This is a genomic window from Lactiplantibacillus plajomi (genome assembly GCF_005405405.1).
Taxonomy (GTDB): Bacteria; Bacillota; Bacilli; order Lactobacillales; family Lactobacillaceae; genus Lactiplantibacillus; species Lactiplantibacillus plajomi.
In genome coordinates this window covers 13,806-28,779 of record NZ_BJDZ01000008.1, presented here as the reverse complement: position 1 = coordinate 28,779, position 14,974 = coordinate 13,806, and the positions used below count along the sequence as shown (strand labels likewise).

Below are 14,974 nucleotides of genomic sequence, written 5' to 3'. Positions count from 1 at the left end.
GCTACTAGAAGGTGCTAAGCTAGTTAATGTTCAAGATTAACGCAGAAAGTGAGCGATAACTGATATGGAAACTCCCATTTTAAATAAAATCAATCAGCCAGCTGATTTAAAACAACTGAGCTTAGCCGACCTAACCGCGTTGGCGAGCGAAATTCGCTACCTATTACTCAACAAAGTTAGCCAGACTGGCGGCCACGTTGGCCCGAACCTGGGCGTCGTTGAATTAACAATTGCCTTTCACACGGTCTTTAATTCGCCAATCGATAAAGTGGTTTGGGACGTCTCACACCAATCCTATACCCATAAAATTTTGACGGGACGTAAGCAGGCCTGGTTAGACCCGGCCCATTACGACGACGTTAGCGGCTACACCGAACCGGAAGAAAGCCCGCACGACTACTTCAATATTGGGCACACCTCCACTTCGATCGCCCTCGCAACCGGGATGGCGGTCGCCCGCGACTTAACTGAAAAGACGGGCAACGTCATGGCCGTGATTGGCGACGGCTCGCTTTCCGGCGGCTTGGCGCTCGAAGGCTTAAATAACGCCGCCACCCTGAAATCGAACCTAATTATTCTGGTCAACGATAACGGGATGTCGATTGCTGAAGACCACGGCGGCCTCTACCGCAACTTAAAAGAGCTTCGCGAAACTAACGGGCAGAGTGCCAATAATTTGTTCAAGGCAATGGGTCTCGATTACCGCTACGTCGCGGATGGTAACGACTTGACCACCATGTTGGCCGCCTTCAAGGACGTTAAGGACGTCGACCACCCCATCGTGCTCCATGTCCACACCGAAAAGGGCCACGGCTATGCACCGGCAATTGCAAATAAGGAAGCCTTCCACTGGCACGTGCCGTTTGACCTCAAAACTGGGGAAACCCTAGCTCCCGCCAGCGGTGAAAGCTATAACGACGTCATTCACGCCGTCTTAGAGGACGAACTGACGACCCAGCATACGCCATTAACAGCGATTACGGCCGCCATTCCTGGTTCCTACGACTTAAAGCGCTTTGGGCGTAAACACCCCGACCGCTACTTTGATGTTGGCATTGCCGAACAAGAATCAATTACCTTTGCTGCTGGTCAAGCCCAACAGGGACTCCGTCCGGTCGTCTTCCACTCGGGAACCTTCCTGCAACGAGCCTACGACCAACTGTCCCACGATTTGGGTATCAACCAGCTGCCAGTCACGGTGATGGTTTCCGGTGGTCGCATCAGCGCCGGTGACCCGACCCACCAAGGGGTCTTCGACATCGCGATGCTAAGTAATATTCCGAACCTGACCTACCTCGCACCAACGACCAAGGAAGAACTGGCCGCCATGCTGCGCTGGTCACTGCACCAAACGACCGGTCCGGTTGCCATCCGTGTCCCAAGCAGTCCGTTGGAATGTGCACCGTTGACTAACTTTGACGCGCACCGAATGAATACGATTCACGCCGGTAAAACCGTTGCTTTACTAGCCGTTGGTAGTTTGCGCGGACTGGCAGAACGGGCTCAGCAACAACTTGCAACGCAGGGCATCGATGCCACCCTGATTGATCCCCGCGATATTTCCAACTTAGACGCGACCACCTTGACGGCGCTTCAGGCCGACCACCAATTAGTCGTCACCTTGGAAGAAGCCAGTCTAAGTGGCGGTTTTGGCGAAAAAGTGGCCCGCTTCTATGGCAACACCACAATGCGGGTCATCAGCCTAGGGGCGGCTAAACGTTTTAATCACCACGAAACCACCGCTGAACTGCACCACGAATTCAAGCTAACACCGGAACAAGTCGTTGCCGAAGTGACGGCTAACTTGGCCAAGTAAACTTTAAATCATCCCAACATTAACCGCCTGCACCGTGCTAAATTGCCCGCTGCAGGCGGTTTTAATGTATCGTCGCGCTTGATAACAGCCTCAACAACCACCACCCCAAATAATTAGCTTGGTTTTTCATTGACAGTCGCCCCTTAACTGGATACATTTATACCTAAGTTAATCATTATTTTCAAAAACACTTAGGGGGAAAATTATGCCAACTGATCAAGCACTGCTCATTATTGATTACACCAACGACTTCGTAGCCGATAACGGGGCCTTAACTTGTGGTTATCCGGGCCAACAACTGGCTCCGGTAATTACCGCGTTAGCCGAAAAGATGCGGGCTAACGGCGACTGGGTGTTACTCCCAACCGACGTGCACACCCCACACGACCCGTACCATCCGGAAAGTAAGCTTTTCCCACCCCACAACGTCCGCGGGTCCTGGGGCCGCGAACTATACGGCCCACTCAAAGACTGGTTCGACCAGCACCAAGAGGACCCCACCGTGTGGCAGTTCGACAAAACGCGTTACAGCTCCTTTGCCGGTACCGACCTCGACTTACGCCTCCGTGAACGGCACGTGACGACCCTGCACCTAGTTGGCGTTTGTACCGATATTTGCGTATTGCATACCGCGGTCGACGCCTATAATTTAGGCTACCAGCTCGTCATTCATCAGGATGGTGTGGCCAGCTTTGACGCCGAAGGTCACGCCTGGGCGCTGCGGCACTTCCAAAACAGTCTAGGGGCCACCCTTATTTAAGACATGCTTGGTATTTCTATGTTTCCAATTGATAATCATCGAAGCGTGCGTCAAAAGCTGACTAACTTTGGACGCTCGCTTTTATTTTTCACAAGTGCAACCGCTTTCATTTTCAACTTGCTTGTTACCATCACAGCGTTATACTAACAATAAGGGGATGATAACATGCTCAAAAACGAAAACGCGATTGCACTAGTTGCGGCAATCGACACCGCCTATAATGATCCGGCGGTCCAGGCAATTCCTGAACTGACCCAGTTACTGGTCGCCGCGCTGCAAAAGCTTGATTGCGTAGCGGATCACCACCAAGTGGCGGCTGATTTAAACCGTGATTTAACGGTTTGGAGTCAGGCACACACCACCGGTCCGGCGGCACTCAACGCGCTTTATTTAGAAACCCTCAAGGACGGTACCGGAATCGACTACCACCTACCTTATCAACAACGGGACTAGGAATCGCAATTATTCAAGCTTGTTCGGACAAAAAGGCAAGTGCTCATGCGCGAGCACTTGCCTTTTTGGAGTCGAACTAGTCAACGTACTGTTTTAAAAATTGTGCGACTCGCCGTTTATACTCCTGATAATTTTGGGTGATGGCCGTCGTGTGACCGGCTCCTTTGACCAGCCATAACCGTTTGGGCTGATTAGCGTGGCGGTACAGGGCCTTGCCCATCCAGGTCGGGACAAAGTCATCCTTAGTCCCACTAATAATCATGATCGGCCGGTGATTGCGTTCGATTGCCGCCTGGGCATCCGCCGTTTTAAAGCTGTAACCGGCTCGTACCCGGGTAATCGCACTGGTCACGTTAACGAGCGGAAAGGCCGGCAAGTGGTACATCTCCTTGGCCTGGTAACTAATAATTGCCTGCGCGCTAGTGAAGGGACTGTCAACAACGTACGCTTTAATTTGGGGCAGCTGCCGTTCACCGCTGGCCATCGTCATTCCGGCCGCCCCCATACTGATTCCACTCATGACGATCTTGGTCGTTTTGGTCCGCTGAACAACCGTTTGCGCCCACTTTAAATCGTCCTTGCGTTCCAGCCAACCGTAACCCACGGCTTGGCCCTGACTGGCACCGGCCGCGCGCGCATCCGGAACTAAGACGTTATAGCCTAATTCATGGTACATCCCGGCCCAGGCGCCCATCAGTGCCTTATTACCGGCAAAGCCGTGCGCTAAGACCACCGTTTTAGCGGACCCCCGCTTGGGGACGTACCACGCCACCAGTTTCAACCCGTCCGCGGATTGAATCGTCCAAGTTTGCTTTTTGACGTGCTGGTACCAATACTTTTGGTGATAAACCTGACTCTTCTTGGATAGCTTAGTACTCTGGGTCACAAACGCCTTATCTCCACGTGCAATCGCCACGTGGTAAAAGTAGCTCCCGGCACCAAGCAGGCCGCCCCCAATCAACACGACCAACACACCTAATGTTATCCATAATTTTTTCATTGAAACGCCCCGTTTTCTCTTAGCTTACTCGTTCAAAAAATCCCCGTGATAATCAGTTGAATTTTGCCACACCCATAATAATAACGTTTATAATTAAAGATAACTAGACCAGATTAGGAGGTTCCCCACAGATGCATTATTCAGAAACTTGGGACTTAGACAACATCTTCCCGGGCGGTATCACCTCGCCACAATTACGGGCCAAACTAACGACCCTCGCGCACCAGCTAACCGCGACCCAGGATAAAATTGCCAATTGGCGCGCCGCTAGTGACACACCGGATTACGACTGGTTCACCGAACTAGTCAACGACTTACAAGCCATTCAGGCGGGCCTCGCCCAGTGCGAAGTCTTCGTTGTCGCCGTCCAATCCGCCGATGCTAGTAATACGCAAGCCGGTCCGCTCCTCAACCGCCTCTACCAATTCGACAACCAGTTAGACGACCTACTTAACCGCTTTAAAAAACAACTGGTTAAGTTGGACGACCAGACGTTTCAAACCATTATCGCTCAGCCGGGACTCCAGGCGGTGGCCTTCAACTTAACCGAAATGCGCCACCAAGGACTGGCCCTACTGGATGATCAAACGGAGGCGTTGATCAATAACTTGGCGCTGGACGGTTTTCAGGGCTGGAGCGACCACTACGACACGTTGGTCAACCAACTAAAAATCAAGTTTACCGACGGCGATGGTCACGTCCAAACGCTGTCGGCGGGACAGGCCCAGAACATGCTGGCTGCCGCCATGTCCAACCAGCAACGTGCTAACTTGATGCACAACTGGGAAACTGCCTGGCAGGCTCAAGCACCGGCATTTGCGGACACCTTAAACCACTTGGCCGGCTTTCGATTAACAAACTACCGCGCCCACGGCACCCGTGACTTCTTGCAAAAGCCATTGGAACTAAACCGCATGAGTAAGGCGACCCTCGACGCGATGTACCGGGTCGTTGATACTGATAAATCGATTTTACTGAGTTACCTCAAGCGCAAAGCCGCTTTATTAGGTAAAACGACCGTTGACTGGCAGGACATCGAAGCCCCGTTAGACCTTGGTAATCAGCCGACCAGCCAAACCTATGACCAGGCCGCGGCATTTGTCATTCAAAATTTCAGTAAATTCAGTCCCAAAATGGGCCACTTAGCCCAGTACGCGTTGGAACACCGCTGGGTCGAGGCCGAAAACCGGCCGAACAAGCGCCCGGGCGGCTACATGGATAACCTACCAGAAACGCACGAATCGCGCATCTTTATGACCTTCACTGGTTCACCGAACGATACCGCGACCTTAGCACACGAGTTAGGGCACGCCTTTCACGCCGACGTCATCAAGGACTTACCACTGTGGCGTCAGGATTACGCGATGAACGTGGCCGAAACGGCCTCCACCTTTGCGGAGCTGATCGTTGCTGATGCCAGCGTCAAAGCCGCGCCGGACGCTAAGACCAAACTACAACTGCTAGATAATAAGTTGCAAAACCCGCTGGCCATGTTCCTGGACATCCGGGCGCGGTTTTTATTTGAAAGCCGCTTTTACGAGGCACGGCAAGGTGGCATCGTCACCCCAGCCAAACTTTCAACCATGATGAAGACGGCACAGGAAGACGCGTACGGCCACCTGCTGACAACTTACCACCCAATGTTTTGGGCCAGCAAGTTACACTTTTACATTGACGACGTGCCGTTCTACAACTTTCCCTACACGTTTGGCTACCTTTTCAGTCTCGGCATTTACGCCCAGGCAAAACGGCAACCGGACTTCGAAGACCGTTACGTAGCGCTACTACGCGACACCGCCAACATGACCACCGAGGAGCTAGCTCAAAAGCACCTCGGCGTTGACCTGACGAAGCCGGCCTTCTGGCAAGCTGGCGTTAACCTAATTAAACGGGACGTGGATGAATTTATGGCGTTATCCGCCCCCTTACTATGAGAAACGGAAGTGATCACATGTTTCCAGAACGATTAAGAGCCCTGCGACGTGGGCAAAAAATGACCCTAGCTGAATTGGCCGACGCACTGAACGCACAACCCGACGCCGACTTAACGACCCGCAAAAATACGCCCGCCCAAATCGGTAATTGGGAGCGTAATTTACGGACCCCCTCCTATTTGGAAGTCCGCAAACTCGCCGAATTTTTCAACGTCACGACCGACTATTTATCCGGTCGCGCTGAACAGGAAGAATACGACTTGGGCCGCATCTTCTTGTCCGGTAAGCCGTTGACCTTCAATGGCGAACAGCTCAGTAGTGAAGACCGTTACGAGCTCTTCCAACTAATGAACGGCTACTTGCACGGGCGCCAACAGCGCAGTACCCCGGACGCGTTCGGTCAAGAAGAACTCGACCTACACTTTGATAACTAGGAGCATTGCATGAATCCCAAGAAATTAAAACAACTAAAAAAACGCGCCAAAAAGCAGGCGACGCCCCCCTACATCACCCAGATGACGCGTTACCGCGAACTGTTTAAAGACGACCCGAAAATCCTGGTCATGATCAACAACGTCCTGGAAAGTGACCGTTTATTGGCCGCCGGGTTGCCACCGCAACAACTGCCGGTTCTTCAAGTCCCCGACGACTTTCAGGACGACTTGTTCGAACGCATCAACCAAACTTACCCAATGGGCGATCCGGCCGGCGATGCTGAATGGAACCAACTTTCCGCTGCCTTGCCAAAGGTCGACCAACTGCTGCGGGACTTTCGCGATTACGTGGAAGATAAATACGGGATGTGGGCTTACATTAGCGCCCCCTTCTTAAAGGACCTCGCTGACGTGGTCGGCCAAGCCCCCGTTTTGGAGGTCATGGCCGGCAACGGCTACATTTCCAAGGGGCTGCGGCGGTTACACCCGAACCAAACCATTTATACGACCGATTCCAAGGCCTGGACCCACGAAAGCGATAACCAAACCGGTCGTCAACCGGTCACCGCGATCGAGCAACTCGACGCGGTAAGCGCCTTTAACCGCTACGCCGACCAAATCAAGTTCGTCATCATGGCCTGGTCACCCGATAAGCTCACAATTGACTGGGACTTACTGCAAGCGATGCGCGCCAGTGATGTCGACGTGCCCCTGATTTGTATCGGTGAAAAATACGGTGCGACCGGCTCCAAAGCGTTCTGGGACCACGCCGATTATCAAACCGGCGCGCTGGTCGACCAATTGAACCAGCACTACCACCCGTTTGATTTGATCCATGATCAAGTTTACGTCATTCGGTAAAAATAAAGACGTGCTCCCCATTGTTGGGAAGCACGTCTTTTGGTCTATTCATTAATATGCGTTGCTAAAAACTTAACGGCCGCTTCGTGCATCCGGTGTGGCACGTGGTGCACGCCACCGTCCGCGTGCTTAAAGACCGTTCCGGCCAACGCGGGTTGGTTGGCGAAACGTTGCTCGAAGTCGGCAACGTACTGGTACGGCACCATCTGATCAGCGGTGCCGTTAAAGAAGAACATTGGCCGCCCCGCCAACTGGTCAACGTGTTGTGCTAGGTCGAAGCGGCTAATCTGCTCGTAAGTCGCCGTTAAGAGCTGCTCCGGTAACTTAGCCGCTAAGGCTGCGGGTAGCTTGGCGACCTGATCCTTTGCAAACGCCAGCGGCTCCGGCGACCCAATCAGGGAAACCCCGGCCTTGACCGTTGGCTGGGTCGCCATGATTCCCGCGGCGGTAATGCCGCCCATCGAGGTCCCCATAACGCCGATTTTTTCGGGGTTGCTAATCCCCGCGGTCACCAAGGCGTCAACTAGCTGAGGGAACTCCGCCACGGAATGGCCCACGATTGACCAAAAATGCTCCGGGTGGCGGTCAAGGTCAGTGCCGTCATTGCGACTACCGTGCAAATAGGCGGTCGGTAAAATGACCCGGAACCCTTGGCGAACCAGGTCGTAACTGGCCACTAGTTCCGACGAGGTCTGCGTCGTCCAGCCGTGATAATCAATGATGGTTGGTAGCTCGGTCTGCGCCTGGCTGGCCGCAAACACGTGTAATACGGGTAAATCCGCGATTTTTGTGGTTCGTACGACCACGTCTTCAAATTGATTGCTTGTCATGATTGATCACCGTTTCCAGAATTAATAGTTAACAGTTTACCAAAAAAGCGCGTAAATTCCAAAAAGCGCGTGTCCATTAACGGCACGAACGCCGAAAGTTCCGGGCTCAAATGGCTTGATTAGGTGTAGGAAATCAGGTTAAAAAATTTATCACCGCGTCAAAAAAGCCGGTCATTGGCGTTTCCCCGTGACCGACTTTTGGACTTTAATTATAACGTATCTAAGAAATCTTCCACTTGTTTTTGGGTCTTGCGGAACTTATCCACGTAACGGCCGATTTCCTTACCGTCTTCAATCCCAACGAAACTTGGGATTCCCATGACACCCATCTCTTGAGCAATTTCAATGTTGGCATCACGGTCGACCGTGATCCAATCGTATTGGTCGTACTTGGCTTCGATCTGGGGCATCACTGGTTTGATGAACGCGCAATCCGGGCACCAATCCGCCGTAAAGAATAACATGTGCTTACCTGTTTTGATGCGATCACGGATTTCCGCGTCGCTTAAAGTTGCAGTTGCCATTAAAATGCCTCCAATTTAATAAGTTAATTTAAGTTTAACACATACTTTAAGTAAGTAAAGTCTTTTGCCCTAGTCGGCCGCCGCGGCTAACGCTTGAACTAAGTCAGCTCGTAAATCATCAGCATTTTCAATCCCGGTAGATAAGCGGATTAAGTTCGCCGTAATCCCCTTTGCTTGCCGTTCAGCTTCACTTAAATCCGCATGGGTCTGAACAGCCGGCACGGTGACCAGACTCTCGACGCCCCCCAGGCTTTCCGCAAACGAAATAATGTTGAGTGCCCGTAAAAAGTGGTCAACGTCAACGTTGTCCGCTAAGTAAAAACTGATCATCCCGCCCCGGCCGGGGTACAGCACCCGTTGGACGTGCGGATCATGCGCCAGCGCGGCAACTAGGATTTGGGCGTTGGTTTCGTGCTGGTGAATTCGTAACGGTAACGTCTTTAAACTCCTCAATAATAACCAGGCGTCAAACGGATCCAACACGGCCCCGGTCGTGACCAGGTTAAAGTTCAACTGGTCGGCATCGGCTTGATATTTCGCCACCACCGCCCCAGCTAAGACATCGTTATGCCCCGCCAAGTACTTAGTTGCCGAATGCACCACGATGTCGGCACCTAAGTCGAGCGGTTTTTGAATCAGCGGTGTGTAAAACGTGTTGTCGACAATCAGTTTAATGCCGTGGGTCCGGGTCGTCGCAGCAGTTTGCTTGATATCAATCACCTTCATCGTCGGGTTAGACGGTGTCTCCAACCACAACGCCACGGTCTGTGCATCGATCAAAGCCGCCAGCTGTTGTTGGTCCTGGCCATTCCAAACGGCAAAGTCGAGGTGATAGTGCTCGTGTAACAAGTCAAAAAAACGGTACGAACCACCGTACAAGTCGTCGGACACGATAATCTTATCACCACTATGGAAAAGCGTGAAAACCAGCTGAATGGCCGCCATTCCAGACGTCAACGCGAAGGCCGCCACCCCGTGTTCGAGCCGCGCCAGCGTTTCTTCCAAAATACATCGGGTCGGTTGGGCTTCGCGGGGGTAATCAAAACCTGTTGATTGGCCTAGGCCAGCGTGTCGGTAAGCCGTCGATAAATAAATCGGTGCGGAAATCGCCCCCGTTTTTTGATCATCCGTACGGTTGCCCGCCTGTGCTAATAACGTTTCAACATGTACTTGCTTTGAATTGGTTGTCATGATTTTAAACCTCTTTCACTCTTATTTGACATTGCTGCGAGAAAAGCGCGGAAAACACAAAAAAACCGCCATCCAATTTGGGACGACGGTTGCGTGTTACCACCCAAGTTCAATAGCGGGTCACCCCGCTAAACTCAATAAGTTCATTAAACTTTCTGGGATATCGGCCAGTGCCGCCGCGGTAGCCTCACGACCACGCACGGGCATTCCGAGCTCATCTTCAGCGTTTCCCGACCGACCGTTTTGCACTTTCCACGGCTCCCTGCACGGTCCGTTCACGCCTACTCTTCTCATTAACATGTCTTTTAATGTTGCTATCATCGTACTCTAATCATCACCAGACCGTCAAGCAAAAAAAGTCATATTTTTAGTTATTTTTTTGCTCAAAATCAGCAATTTTAAACAGCGTCCAAGCACTCGTAAATTGTAGGCGCTGTGGTAAAATCGGTGTTTGATTCAGCACGAGGGCGTCGTTGGCCAGTCGCCACGCCTTAGTAGCCCGTTCCGATTGACAGACCGCCAGTTTGCGCGGTTGCTCGCTTAAATAGGTCAACAGATTTTTCAACGGTTGCGGCGTCGCCACCAATTGTAGTGGCGTAACCGCGGCCGCCACCAACCAACAGCGGGCCTGATCCGCCAACCCACGGAGTTCCCGGCTAGTAATACCTGGCAACTGGGCTTGAACGGTCACGGTAACCAACGCCGCAGCCGTATTCAGCAAGGACTGGCGTTCCAACAAAGCTAAGTCGATGACCAAGTACCAGGTCGACTTCAATTGATGCGTTAATTGCGGGTCGGTCGCGATCGTCATCAGCCGAGCTAACAACTTGGCGTACGCCGTATGTTCGACCCGCTCTCCCAAATCTGCGAGGTCCCGTTGCGCATAAATTCGACACTGATCCGTCACCGGTTCCCAAACCAACAAGTCGTAGTCCGACGTTTGGTGAACCGCCGCAATCGCCGCTTCGGGATCGGTCGACCAACCGTTAATTGGGACAAACGGCGCACCACTGACTTGAATTGCATACTTGATCACCTCAGCTCACTTCCTTTGGTCCCACCCTAACACCTTCGTCTAACTAGAATGCAAGCTTTTCCTCTGCACGCACTAAGCCCGTTCTGGCAACTCTTCAGTTTACAAATCATTGGCTAAAGCTTAGACTGACAATAACACTAATCGGGAGGGTTTACTTTGTCATACACCATTCAAGAAGTCGCCAAAAAAATGGCCATTTCAACTTACAGCATCCGCTACTACCATGATCACGGCATGTTGCCGTTCGTTAAGCGGGACGCTAATAACAACCGCGTGTTCGAAGACGTCGACCTCGAATGGCTGCACCTCATCATTTGCTTGCGCTCAACTGGGATGCCAGTCGAACGAATTCAACATTACCTTCACCTGGTTCAGGAAGGTGAACAGACCGTGCCCGAACGCTACGAAATGATGAAGGTCCAACAGCAGCGAACACTTGCCGAAATTAATGAACTCCAAAACCATTTAAAAACGATCAACCACAAAGTTGACCATTACGCGGACATCCTGATCAACCATAAAGTTGATAGTATCGTACCGTCCAATATGGAAGAAAGTGTCCAACACGAAGTCTACCAAGCCGATAAGCAGGCCTAACTAAAAGCGAGCGCCCCCGGCAATCACCGCCAAGGTTGCTAAATCCAGGCCCAAACTGCGGCTAACTTGATAAACGAACGGGCTGATTAACATGGCGACCACTGCAGCCCACTTGGCGACAATCAGTAGGGTCCGCCCCCGTTGCTTATCTTTTTCATCATAGATTTCGTACTTTCCTGATTTTTCGGTTGCCACGAGATACCAGCGCCATTCCTAGGGTCCAACCCGAGTTTTATTAAGTTCTAGTATGCCGTAGTTGCACCCCATTTTCAAGAAGGCGCTTACTTTTCCTAAAAAATAAGCCGGGTCACGCAATCCAGTGACCCGACTAACTTGCTGTTTTTATCGATTATTCCGCTGGTGCGGATGCAACCACGTGCCAGCTACTCCCGTTCGAAAGCGACTGTTGTTCTAGGTTTCCAGCCGCATTGACCCGGAAACGCCCCGCTAAGTGCGCAACCTGATCATTTTGGTTTTCGTAGACATCCACGTAGACAAGACCGTTCCGTTGGTACTGGTTAAATTGAAAATCTTGTTTAGTCACGTCCGCGCCACTGTACTGCCGTTTAACCTGGGTCCAGGCCCAGTCATTAACTTGGGCGGTCGTTAAGTTCGATTTGCTAAGGGCTTGACTAACTTCACTACTGGAAGAACTGCCCACTTCACTGCTACTCAAACTACCGGTTGAACTAGTCGTCGAAGCGTCACTACTGCCGCTGGCATCGGTACGACTGCTACTGGTCGATTCCACCTTACTAGCCGTCGTCGTGTTTTCTTCAGCTGGTGCAACCTGCTTAGCGACCGCTTTTTTCGTCGTTTTATGCTTAACCACCGAAGAACTCGCGGTTTGGTTACTCGTGACCGGATCACCCTTTGGCCACAGATAAAAGCCGCCCCCGAGCACTAAGATACCTGCCACCATTGCGGTGCTAATTAACATCTTTTTCATAACTAATCAACTCCCCAAAAATTAATCGTTCTGATGCTAACTTAACCATACGCCACATTGACTAAATTTGCCAACGATTACCGGTATTAAACATAATCTTAACACTTTATATACAAAAAAAGCGTTCGAATCGAAATTCGAACGCTCATCACGGCACCGGTTCAACCGGTGGGGGTGACATTCCACAATATCAGTGACCCAAGCACTCTGAATCCGCCAGAGTAACGTGCCCCGCTATCAATATTAGTCACTAGCCGCTCGCGCGGAACCCCCATTACTGGAAGTCTGACTCTATCGACTCATCGCACTTCAAAAGGTACCATTTTTTCGTTTAAATTACAACCAAAAATCACTTCCCCGCTGAAAACAGCTCGAGAAGTGATTACTTGGCACAATGATTTGGCTTGGCTCCATATCACAAGTTAATCATACAAAACCATTGTAAAGATATGATTGATTTGAGGTAAAAATTTAGGCTTTATCCGCCGTCATAATCTGATCTAGGCGAGCCTGCTGATTAGTTAACCAAGTCGTTAACAACTTTTCCGCACTATTCTGATCAGCCAATACGTCCGCCACACTGCCCAACTCATCAATTCGCAATCCGGAAGGCAACGCCTCGGATTCCGCAATCATATAAACGTTCAACGGTAACGTGTCCTCAGCAGCCGTTACTTTGCCGATTTCCGTTAGATTGGCCCATGGTAGGTTAATCAGTCCGGTCTCTAGGCGAAAGCTAATAACGGGCTCGTGGGTTACCGTCAAGGTCGTCTGCGTTAACTGGTCAGTCGCAACCGTCTTTGTAAACGCAGTCAGCCAAGCGCCGACCTGCTCCGTTAAATGTTCGTAGGTGCCCGTTACGGACGTCTGCGTGACATTTTCGGCTTTAACATCATCTATAAATGTTTGTACATTTCGTTGCATAATTTCCCCTCGTCTTATTCCTTATTATGTCGCCAGCGTGTTAGTAGAACTAGCGTGTAAAAGTTCAATCCGAGTCCAATAACGCCAACTATTTCTAATAATAACTTGATCGTCATGCCAGCCGTACTTTGATACCCCGAAATCAGGGCACTGATCATTCCCAGTGAATAAATGACGAGTACGAGACCTAATACGTAAAAACCAAGCATCCGGTTTACGTAAACGGCCAAAATTCCCACAAAATACAGGACTAACGCAATAAGTAATCCCTGCCACATTTCTGGCGTTGAGATTGCCTTGGCCTGCAGGTGAAAATGGCTGGTGGACATCATCCAATTGACGATACCGTAACAAAAAAAAGAAACAAACGCAAATGCAACCAAGCGGGTCAACTTCAATAAATCACTCCCATTACTGGGCGATCAAATCGATAATATCCGTCCGTGGGATACCGGTAAAGTACTTGTTTAAATCAAGTCCAGCTAACTGTTCATCAATCACTTCATGATCATAACGAATTCCAGTCAGCGCTTGTTCAACGTCATGAACGTCACCACTACCGAAGAAATCACCGTAAAATTTCACATTTTTAATATGGCCACCGTTCACGTCTAAACGAGCATCAATCGTTCCCATATCAAAGTGCTTGCGGCGCTTTACGGAAAATTCTGGTGATTTTCCGTAAACCCAATCCCAATTAGCATAATAGTCTTCGTAAATTTTATCAATGGCTTTTTGTTGTTCGGGGGTCACGTGGTACGCTTTATCCGCAATTTCGTCCAATGACTTGACGTGGAACAGTTCCTTTAGTAACGCGTCTTGGAATTCCGGTACGGTAATATTTTGATATTCTGGCGCAAGAAATGGCCGTAAATTGGTGACCCGACTTCGAACCGACTTAATCCCCTTCGACGCGATTTTATCGGTTGGCACCGTCAACGCTTGTGGGACGACCCCTAAGTCTACGTTCAACATTAAAGTTCCGTGGGAGAACGTCTTGCCGTTCTTCGAATACATGGCGTTCCCAGAGAACTTCTTACCATCAACTAACAAGTCGTTCCGACCACTGACCGTCGCGGTCGTTGCCCCCATGTCATGGAGCGCATCAATGATTGGCTTAGTAAAGGTTTTAAAATCACCAAACTCTTGGCTATCGCTGTCGACCACAAAACTAAAGCAAAGATTTCCTAAGTCTTGGTAGACCGCGCCACCACCGGATAACCGCCGCGTTACCGTAATGTTGTGTTCGCGGACATAATCGGCATTGATTTCTTCCAAAGTATTCTGATTACGGCCAACAATAATGCACGGTTCTTCGTAATAAAACAAAACTAACGGTTCGTCAAAATCCACATTATTCATTAAATATTGTTCGGTGGCGAGGTTCCGACCAATTTCGTGATCTTTCATTGCAACGTAATACATCAGTACTCAGCTCCTCAGATTTTAGTTATGACCAGTATCAGTTAAGATTAAAAAAGGACCCACAACGTGAGCCTTTTTTAGGAAGAACCATTCAAAAAATTTCGCGTGGAATTCTTCATTCCGCAAATACCATTGAATCACAATCCACATCCCAGAACGGTCTGATTGGCGGCAACCCGTTCTCCGCGGATAATCCGTGCCATCATATAGATGGAGTTTTGGCCAGCCAGTTATCCGAAA

General features: G+C 50.5%; 18 protein-coding genes. 7 read left to right on the top strand and 11 right to left on the bottom strand.

What is annotated here, in order from left to right; all coding sequences use genetic code 11:
- Window positions 1-64 precede the first annotated feature (64 nt).
- From FFM82_RS04610 to FFM82_RS04600, 3 genes are all read left to right on the top strand, one after another.
- Window positions 65-1,816 carry a 1-deoxy-D-xylulose-5-phosphate synthase gene (locus FFM82_RS04610; protein ID WP_137644702.1) on the top strand — a complete coding sequence of 584 codons (1,752 nt, stop codon included), beginning with the start codon at window positions 65-67 and terminating at the stop codon, window positions 1,814-1,816.
- Window positions 1,817-2,021: 205 nt separating this feature from the next.
- Window positions 2,022-2,576 (top strand): cysteine hydrolase family protein, encoded by a 555-nt coding sequence (locus FFM82_RS04605; protein ID WP_137644701.1) that lies wholly within the window; start codon window positions 2,022-2,024, stop codon window positions 2,574-2,576.
- 165 nt (window positions 2,577-2,741) lie between these two features.
- Window positions 2,742-3,029 (top strand): bacteriocin immunity family protein, encoded by a 288-nt coding sequence (locus FFM82_RS04600; RefSeq protein ID WP_137644700.1) that lies wholly within the window; start codon window positions 2,742-2,744, stop codon window positions 3,027-3,029.
- A gap of 76 nt (window positions 3,030-3,105) precedes the next feature.
- Here the strand turns inward: FFM82_RS04600 and FFM82_RS04595 are convergent, their stop codons facing one another.
- The gene (locus FFM82_RS04595; RefSeq protein WP_137644699.1) at window positions 3,106-4,029 is read right to left on the bottom strand and encodes an alpha/beta hydrolase; all 924 of its coding nucleotides are present in this window, start codon (window positions 4,027-4,029) and stop codon (window positions 3,106-3,108) included.
- A gap of 131 nt (window positions 4,030-4,160) precedes the next feature.
- On the opposite strand from FFM82_RS04595, the gene FFM82_RS04590 reads away from it, so the two are divergent.
- The 3 genes from FFM82_RS04590 to FFM82_RS04580 are packed head-to-tail and all read left to right on the top strand — an operon-like array spanning window position 4,161 to window position 7,258.
- Entirely contained in the window at window positions 4,161-5,963 is a 1,803-nt protein-coding gene (locus tag FFM82_RS04590) for a M3 family oligoendopeptidase (RefSeq protein ID WP_137644698.1), read from the top strand.
- A 17-nt stretch (window positions 5,964-5,980) separates the two neighbouring features.
- A complete protein-coding gene (locus FFM82_RS04585) occupies window positions 5,981-6,397 on the top strand; it encodes a helix-turn-helix domain-containing protein (protein WP_137644697.1) in 417 nt (138 codons plus the stop codon).
- 9 nt (window positions 6,398-6,406) lie between these two features.
- On the top strand, window positions 6,407-7,258 hold the full coding sequence (locus tag FFM82_RS04580) for an SAM-dependent methyltransferase (RefSeq protein WP_137644696.1): 852 nt from the start codon (window positions 6,407-6,409) through the stop codon (window positions 7,256-7,258).
- 44 nt (window positions 7,259-7,302) lie between these two features.
- Here FFM82_RS04580 and FFM82_RS04575 read toward each other — a convergent pair whose 3' ends face one another.
- From FFM82_RS04575 to FFM82_RS04560, 5 genes are all read right to left on the bottom strand, one after another.
- Entirely contained in the window at window positions 7,303-8,088 is a 786-nt protein-coding gene (locus FFM82_RS04575) for an alpha/beta fold hydrolase (protein WP_137644695.1), read from the bottom strand.
- Between the two features lie 209 nt (window positions 8,089-8,297).
- Complete coding sequence (locus FFM82_RS04570; RefSeq protein WP_137644694.1) at window positions 8,298-8,612, bottom strand: thioredoxin family protein; 315 nt, start codon at window positions 8,610-8,612, stop codon at window positions 8,298-8,300.
- Window positions 8,613-8,681: 69 nt separating this feature from the next.
- Window positions 8,682-9,803 carry an aminotransferase class I/II-fold pyridoxal phosphate-dependent enzyme gene (locus FFM82_RS04565; RefSeq protein ID WP_137644693.1) on the bottom strand — a complete coding sequence of 374 codons (1,122 nt, stop codon included), beginning with the start codon at window positions 9,801-9,803 and terminating at the stop codon, window positions 8,682-8,684.
- A 120-nt stretch (window positions 9,804-9,923) separates the two neighbouring features.
- The gene (locus FFM82_RS13850; protein WP_263854478.1) at window positions 9,924-10,052 is read right to left on the bottom strand and encodes a hypothetical protein; all 129 of its coding nucleotides are present in this window, start codon (window positions 10,050-10,052) and stop codon (window positions 9,924-9,926) included.
- A gap of 118 nt (window positions 10,053-10,170) precedes the next feature.
- The gene (locus tag FFM82_RS04560) at window positions 10,171-10,839 is read right to left on the bottom strand and encodes a hypothetical protein (protein WP_137644692.1); all 669 of its coding nucleotides are present in this window, start codon (window positions 10,837-10,839) and stop codon (window positions 10,171-10,173) included.
- A gap of 156 nt (window positions 10,840-10,995) precedes the next feature.
- On the opposite strand from FFM82_RS04560, the gene FFM82_RS04555 reads away from it, so the two are divergent.
- Entirely contained in the window at window positions 10,996-11,436 is a 441-nt protein-coding gene (locus FFM82_RS04555; RefSeq protein ID WP_137644691.1) for a MerR family transcriptional regulator, read from the top strand.
- Here the strand turns inward: FFM82_RS04555 and FFM82_RS04550 are convergent, their stop codons facing one another.
- The 5 genes from FFM82_RS04550 to lplA all read right to left on the bottom strand — a co-directional run bounded on the left by FFM82_RS04550 (window position 11,437) and on the right by lplA (window position 14,734).
- Window positions 11,437-11,631, bottom strand: coding sequence for a hypothetical protein (locus FFM82_RS04550; protein ID WP_137644690.1), 195 nt, complete (start codon window positions 11,629-11,631; stop codon window positions 11,437-11,439).
- 154 nt (window positions 11,632-11,785) lie between these two features.
- Window positions 11,786-12,385 (bottom strand): hypothetical protein, encoded by a 600-nt coding sequence (locus tag FFM82_RS04545; protein ID WP_137644689.1) that lies wholly within the window; start codon window positions 12,383-12,385, stop codon window positions 11,786-11,788.
- A gap of 471 nt (window positions 12,386-12,856) precedes the next feature.
- Window positions 12,857-13,309 (bottom strand): hypothetical protein, encoded by a 453-nt coding sequence (locus FFM82_RS04540; protein ID WP_137644688.1) that lies wholly within the window; start codon window positions 13,307-13,309, stop codon window positions 12,857-12,859.
- Window positions 13,310-13,323: 14 nt separating this feature from the next.
- Window positions 13,324-13,707, bottom strand: a complete 384-nt coding sequence (locus FFM82_RS04535; protein ID WP_137644687.1) for a hypothetical protein — start codon at window positions 13,705-13,707, stop codon at window positions 13,324-13,326.
- 13 nt (window positions 13,708-13,720) lie between these two features.
- Window positions 13,721-14,734: a lipoate--protein ligase gene (lplA, locus tag FFM82_RS04530; protein WP_137644686.1), complete on the bottom strand. Its 1,014-nt coding sequence runs from the start codon at window positions 14,732-14,734 to the stop codon at window positions 13,721-13,723.
- Window positions 14,735-14,974 lie beyond the last annotated feature (240 nt).

Excerpts from the sequence above, each read along its gene's own strand:
- FFM82_RS04585 (WP_137644697.1), top strand. The coding sequence starts at position 5,981 with ATGTTTCCAGAACGATTAAGAGCCCTGCGACGTGGGCAAAAAATGACC.
- FFM82_RS04580 (WP_137644696.1), top strand. The coding sequence starts at position 6,407 with ATGAATCCCAAGAAATTAAAACAACTAAAAAAACGCGCCAAAAAGCAG.
- lplA (WP_137644686.1), bottom strand. The coding sequence starts at position 14,734 with ATGTATTACGTTGCAATGAAAGATCACGAAATTGGTCGGAACCTCGCC.
- FFM82_RS04545 (WP_137644689.1), bottom strand. The coding sequence starts at position 12,385 with ATGAAAAAGATGTTAATTAGCACCGCAATGGTGGCAGGTATCTTAGTG.
- FFM82_RS04565 (WP_137644693.1), bottom strand. The coding sequence starts at position 9,803 with ATGACAACCAATTCAAAGCAAGTACATGTTGAAACGTTATTAGCACAG.
- FFM82_RS04610 (WP_137644702.1), top strand. The coding sequence starts at position 65 with ATGGAAACTCCCATTTTAAATAAAATCAATCAGCCAGCTGATTTAAAA.
- FFM82_RS04595 (WP_137644699.1), bottom strand. The coding sequence starts at position 4,029 with ATGAAAAAATTATGGATAACATTAGGTGTGTTGGTCGTGTTGATTGGG.
- FFM82_RS04590 (WP_137644698.1), top strand. The coding sequence starts at position 4,161 with ATGCATTATTCAGAAACTTGGGACTTAGACAACATCTTCCCGGGCGGT.
- FFM82_RS04570 (WP_137644694.1), bottom strand. The coding sequence starts at position 8,612 with ATGGCAACTGCAACTTTAAGCGACGCGGAAATCCGTGATCGCATCAAA.
- FFM82_RS04605 (WP_137644701.1), top strand. The coding sequence starts at position 2,022 with ATGCCAACTGATCAAGCACTGCTCATTATTGATTACACCAACGACTTC.
- FFM82_RS04600 (WP_137644700.1), top strand. The coding sequence starts at position 2,742 with ATGCTCAAAAACGAAAACGCGATTGCACTAGTTGCGGCAATCGACACC.
- FFM82_RS04575 (WP_137644695.1), bottom strand. The coding sequence starts at position 8,088 with ATGACAAGCAATCAATTTGAAGACGTGGTCGTACGAACCACAAAAATC.
- FFM82_RS04540 (WP_137644688.1), bottom strand. The coding sequence starts at position 13,309 with ATGCAACGAAATGTACAAACATTTATAGATGATGTTAAAGCCGAAAAT.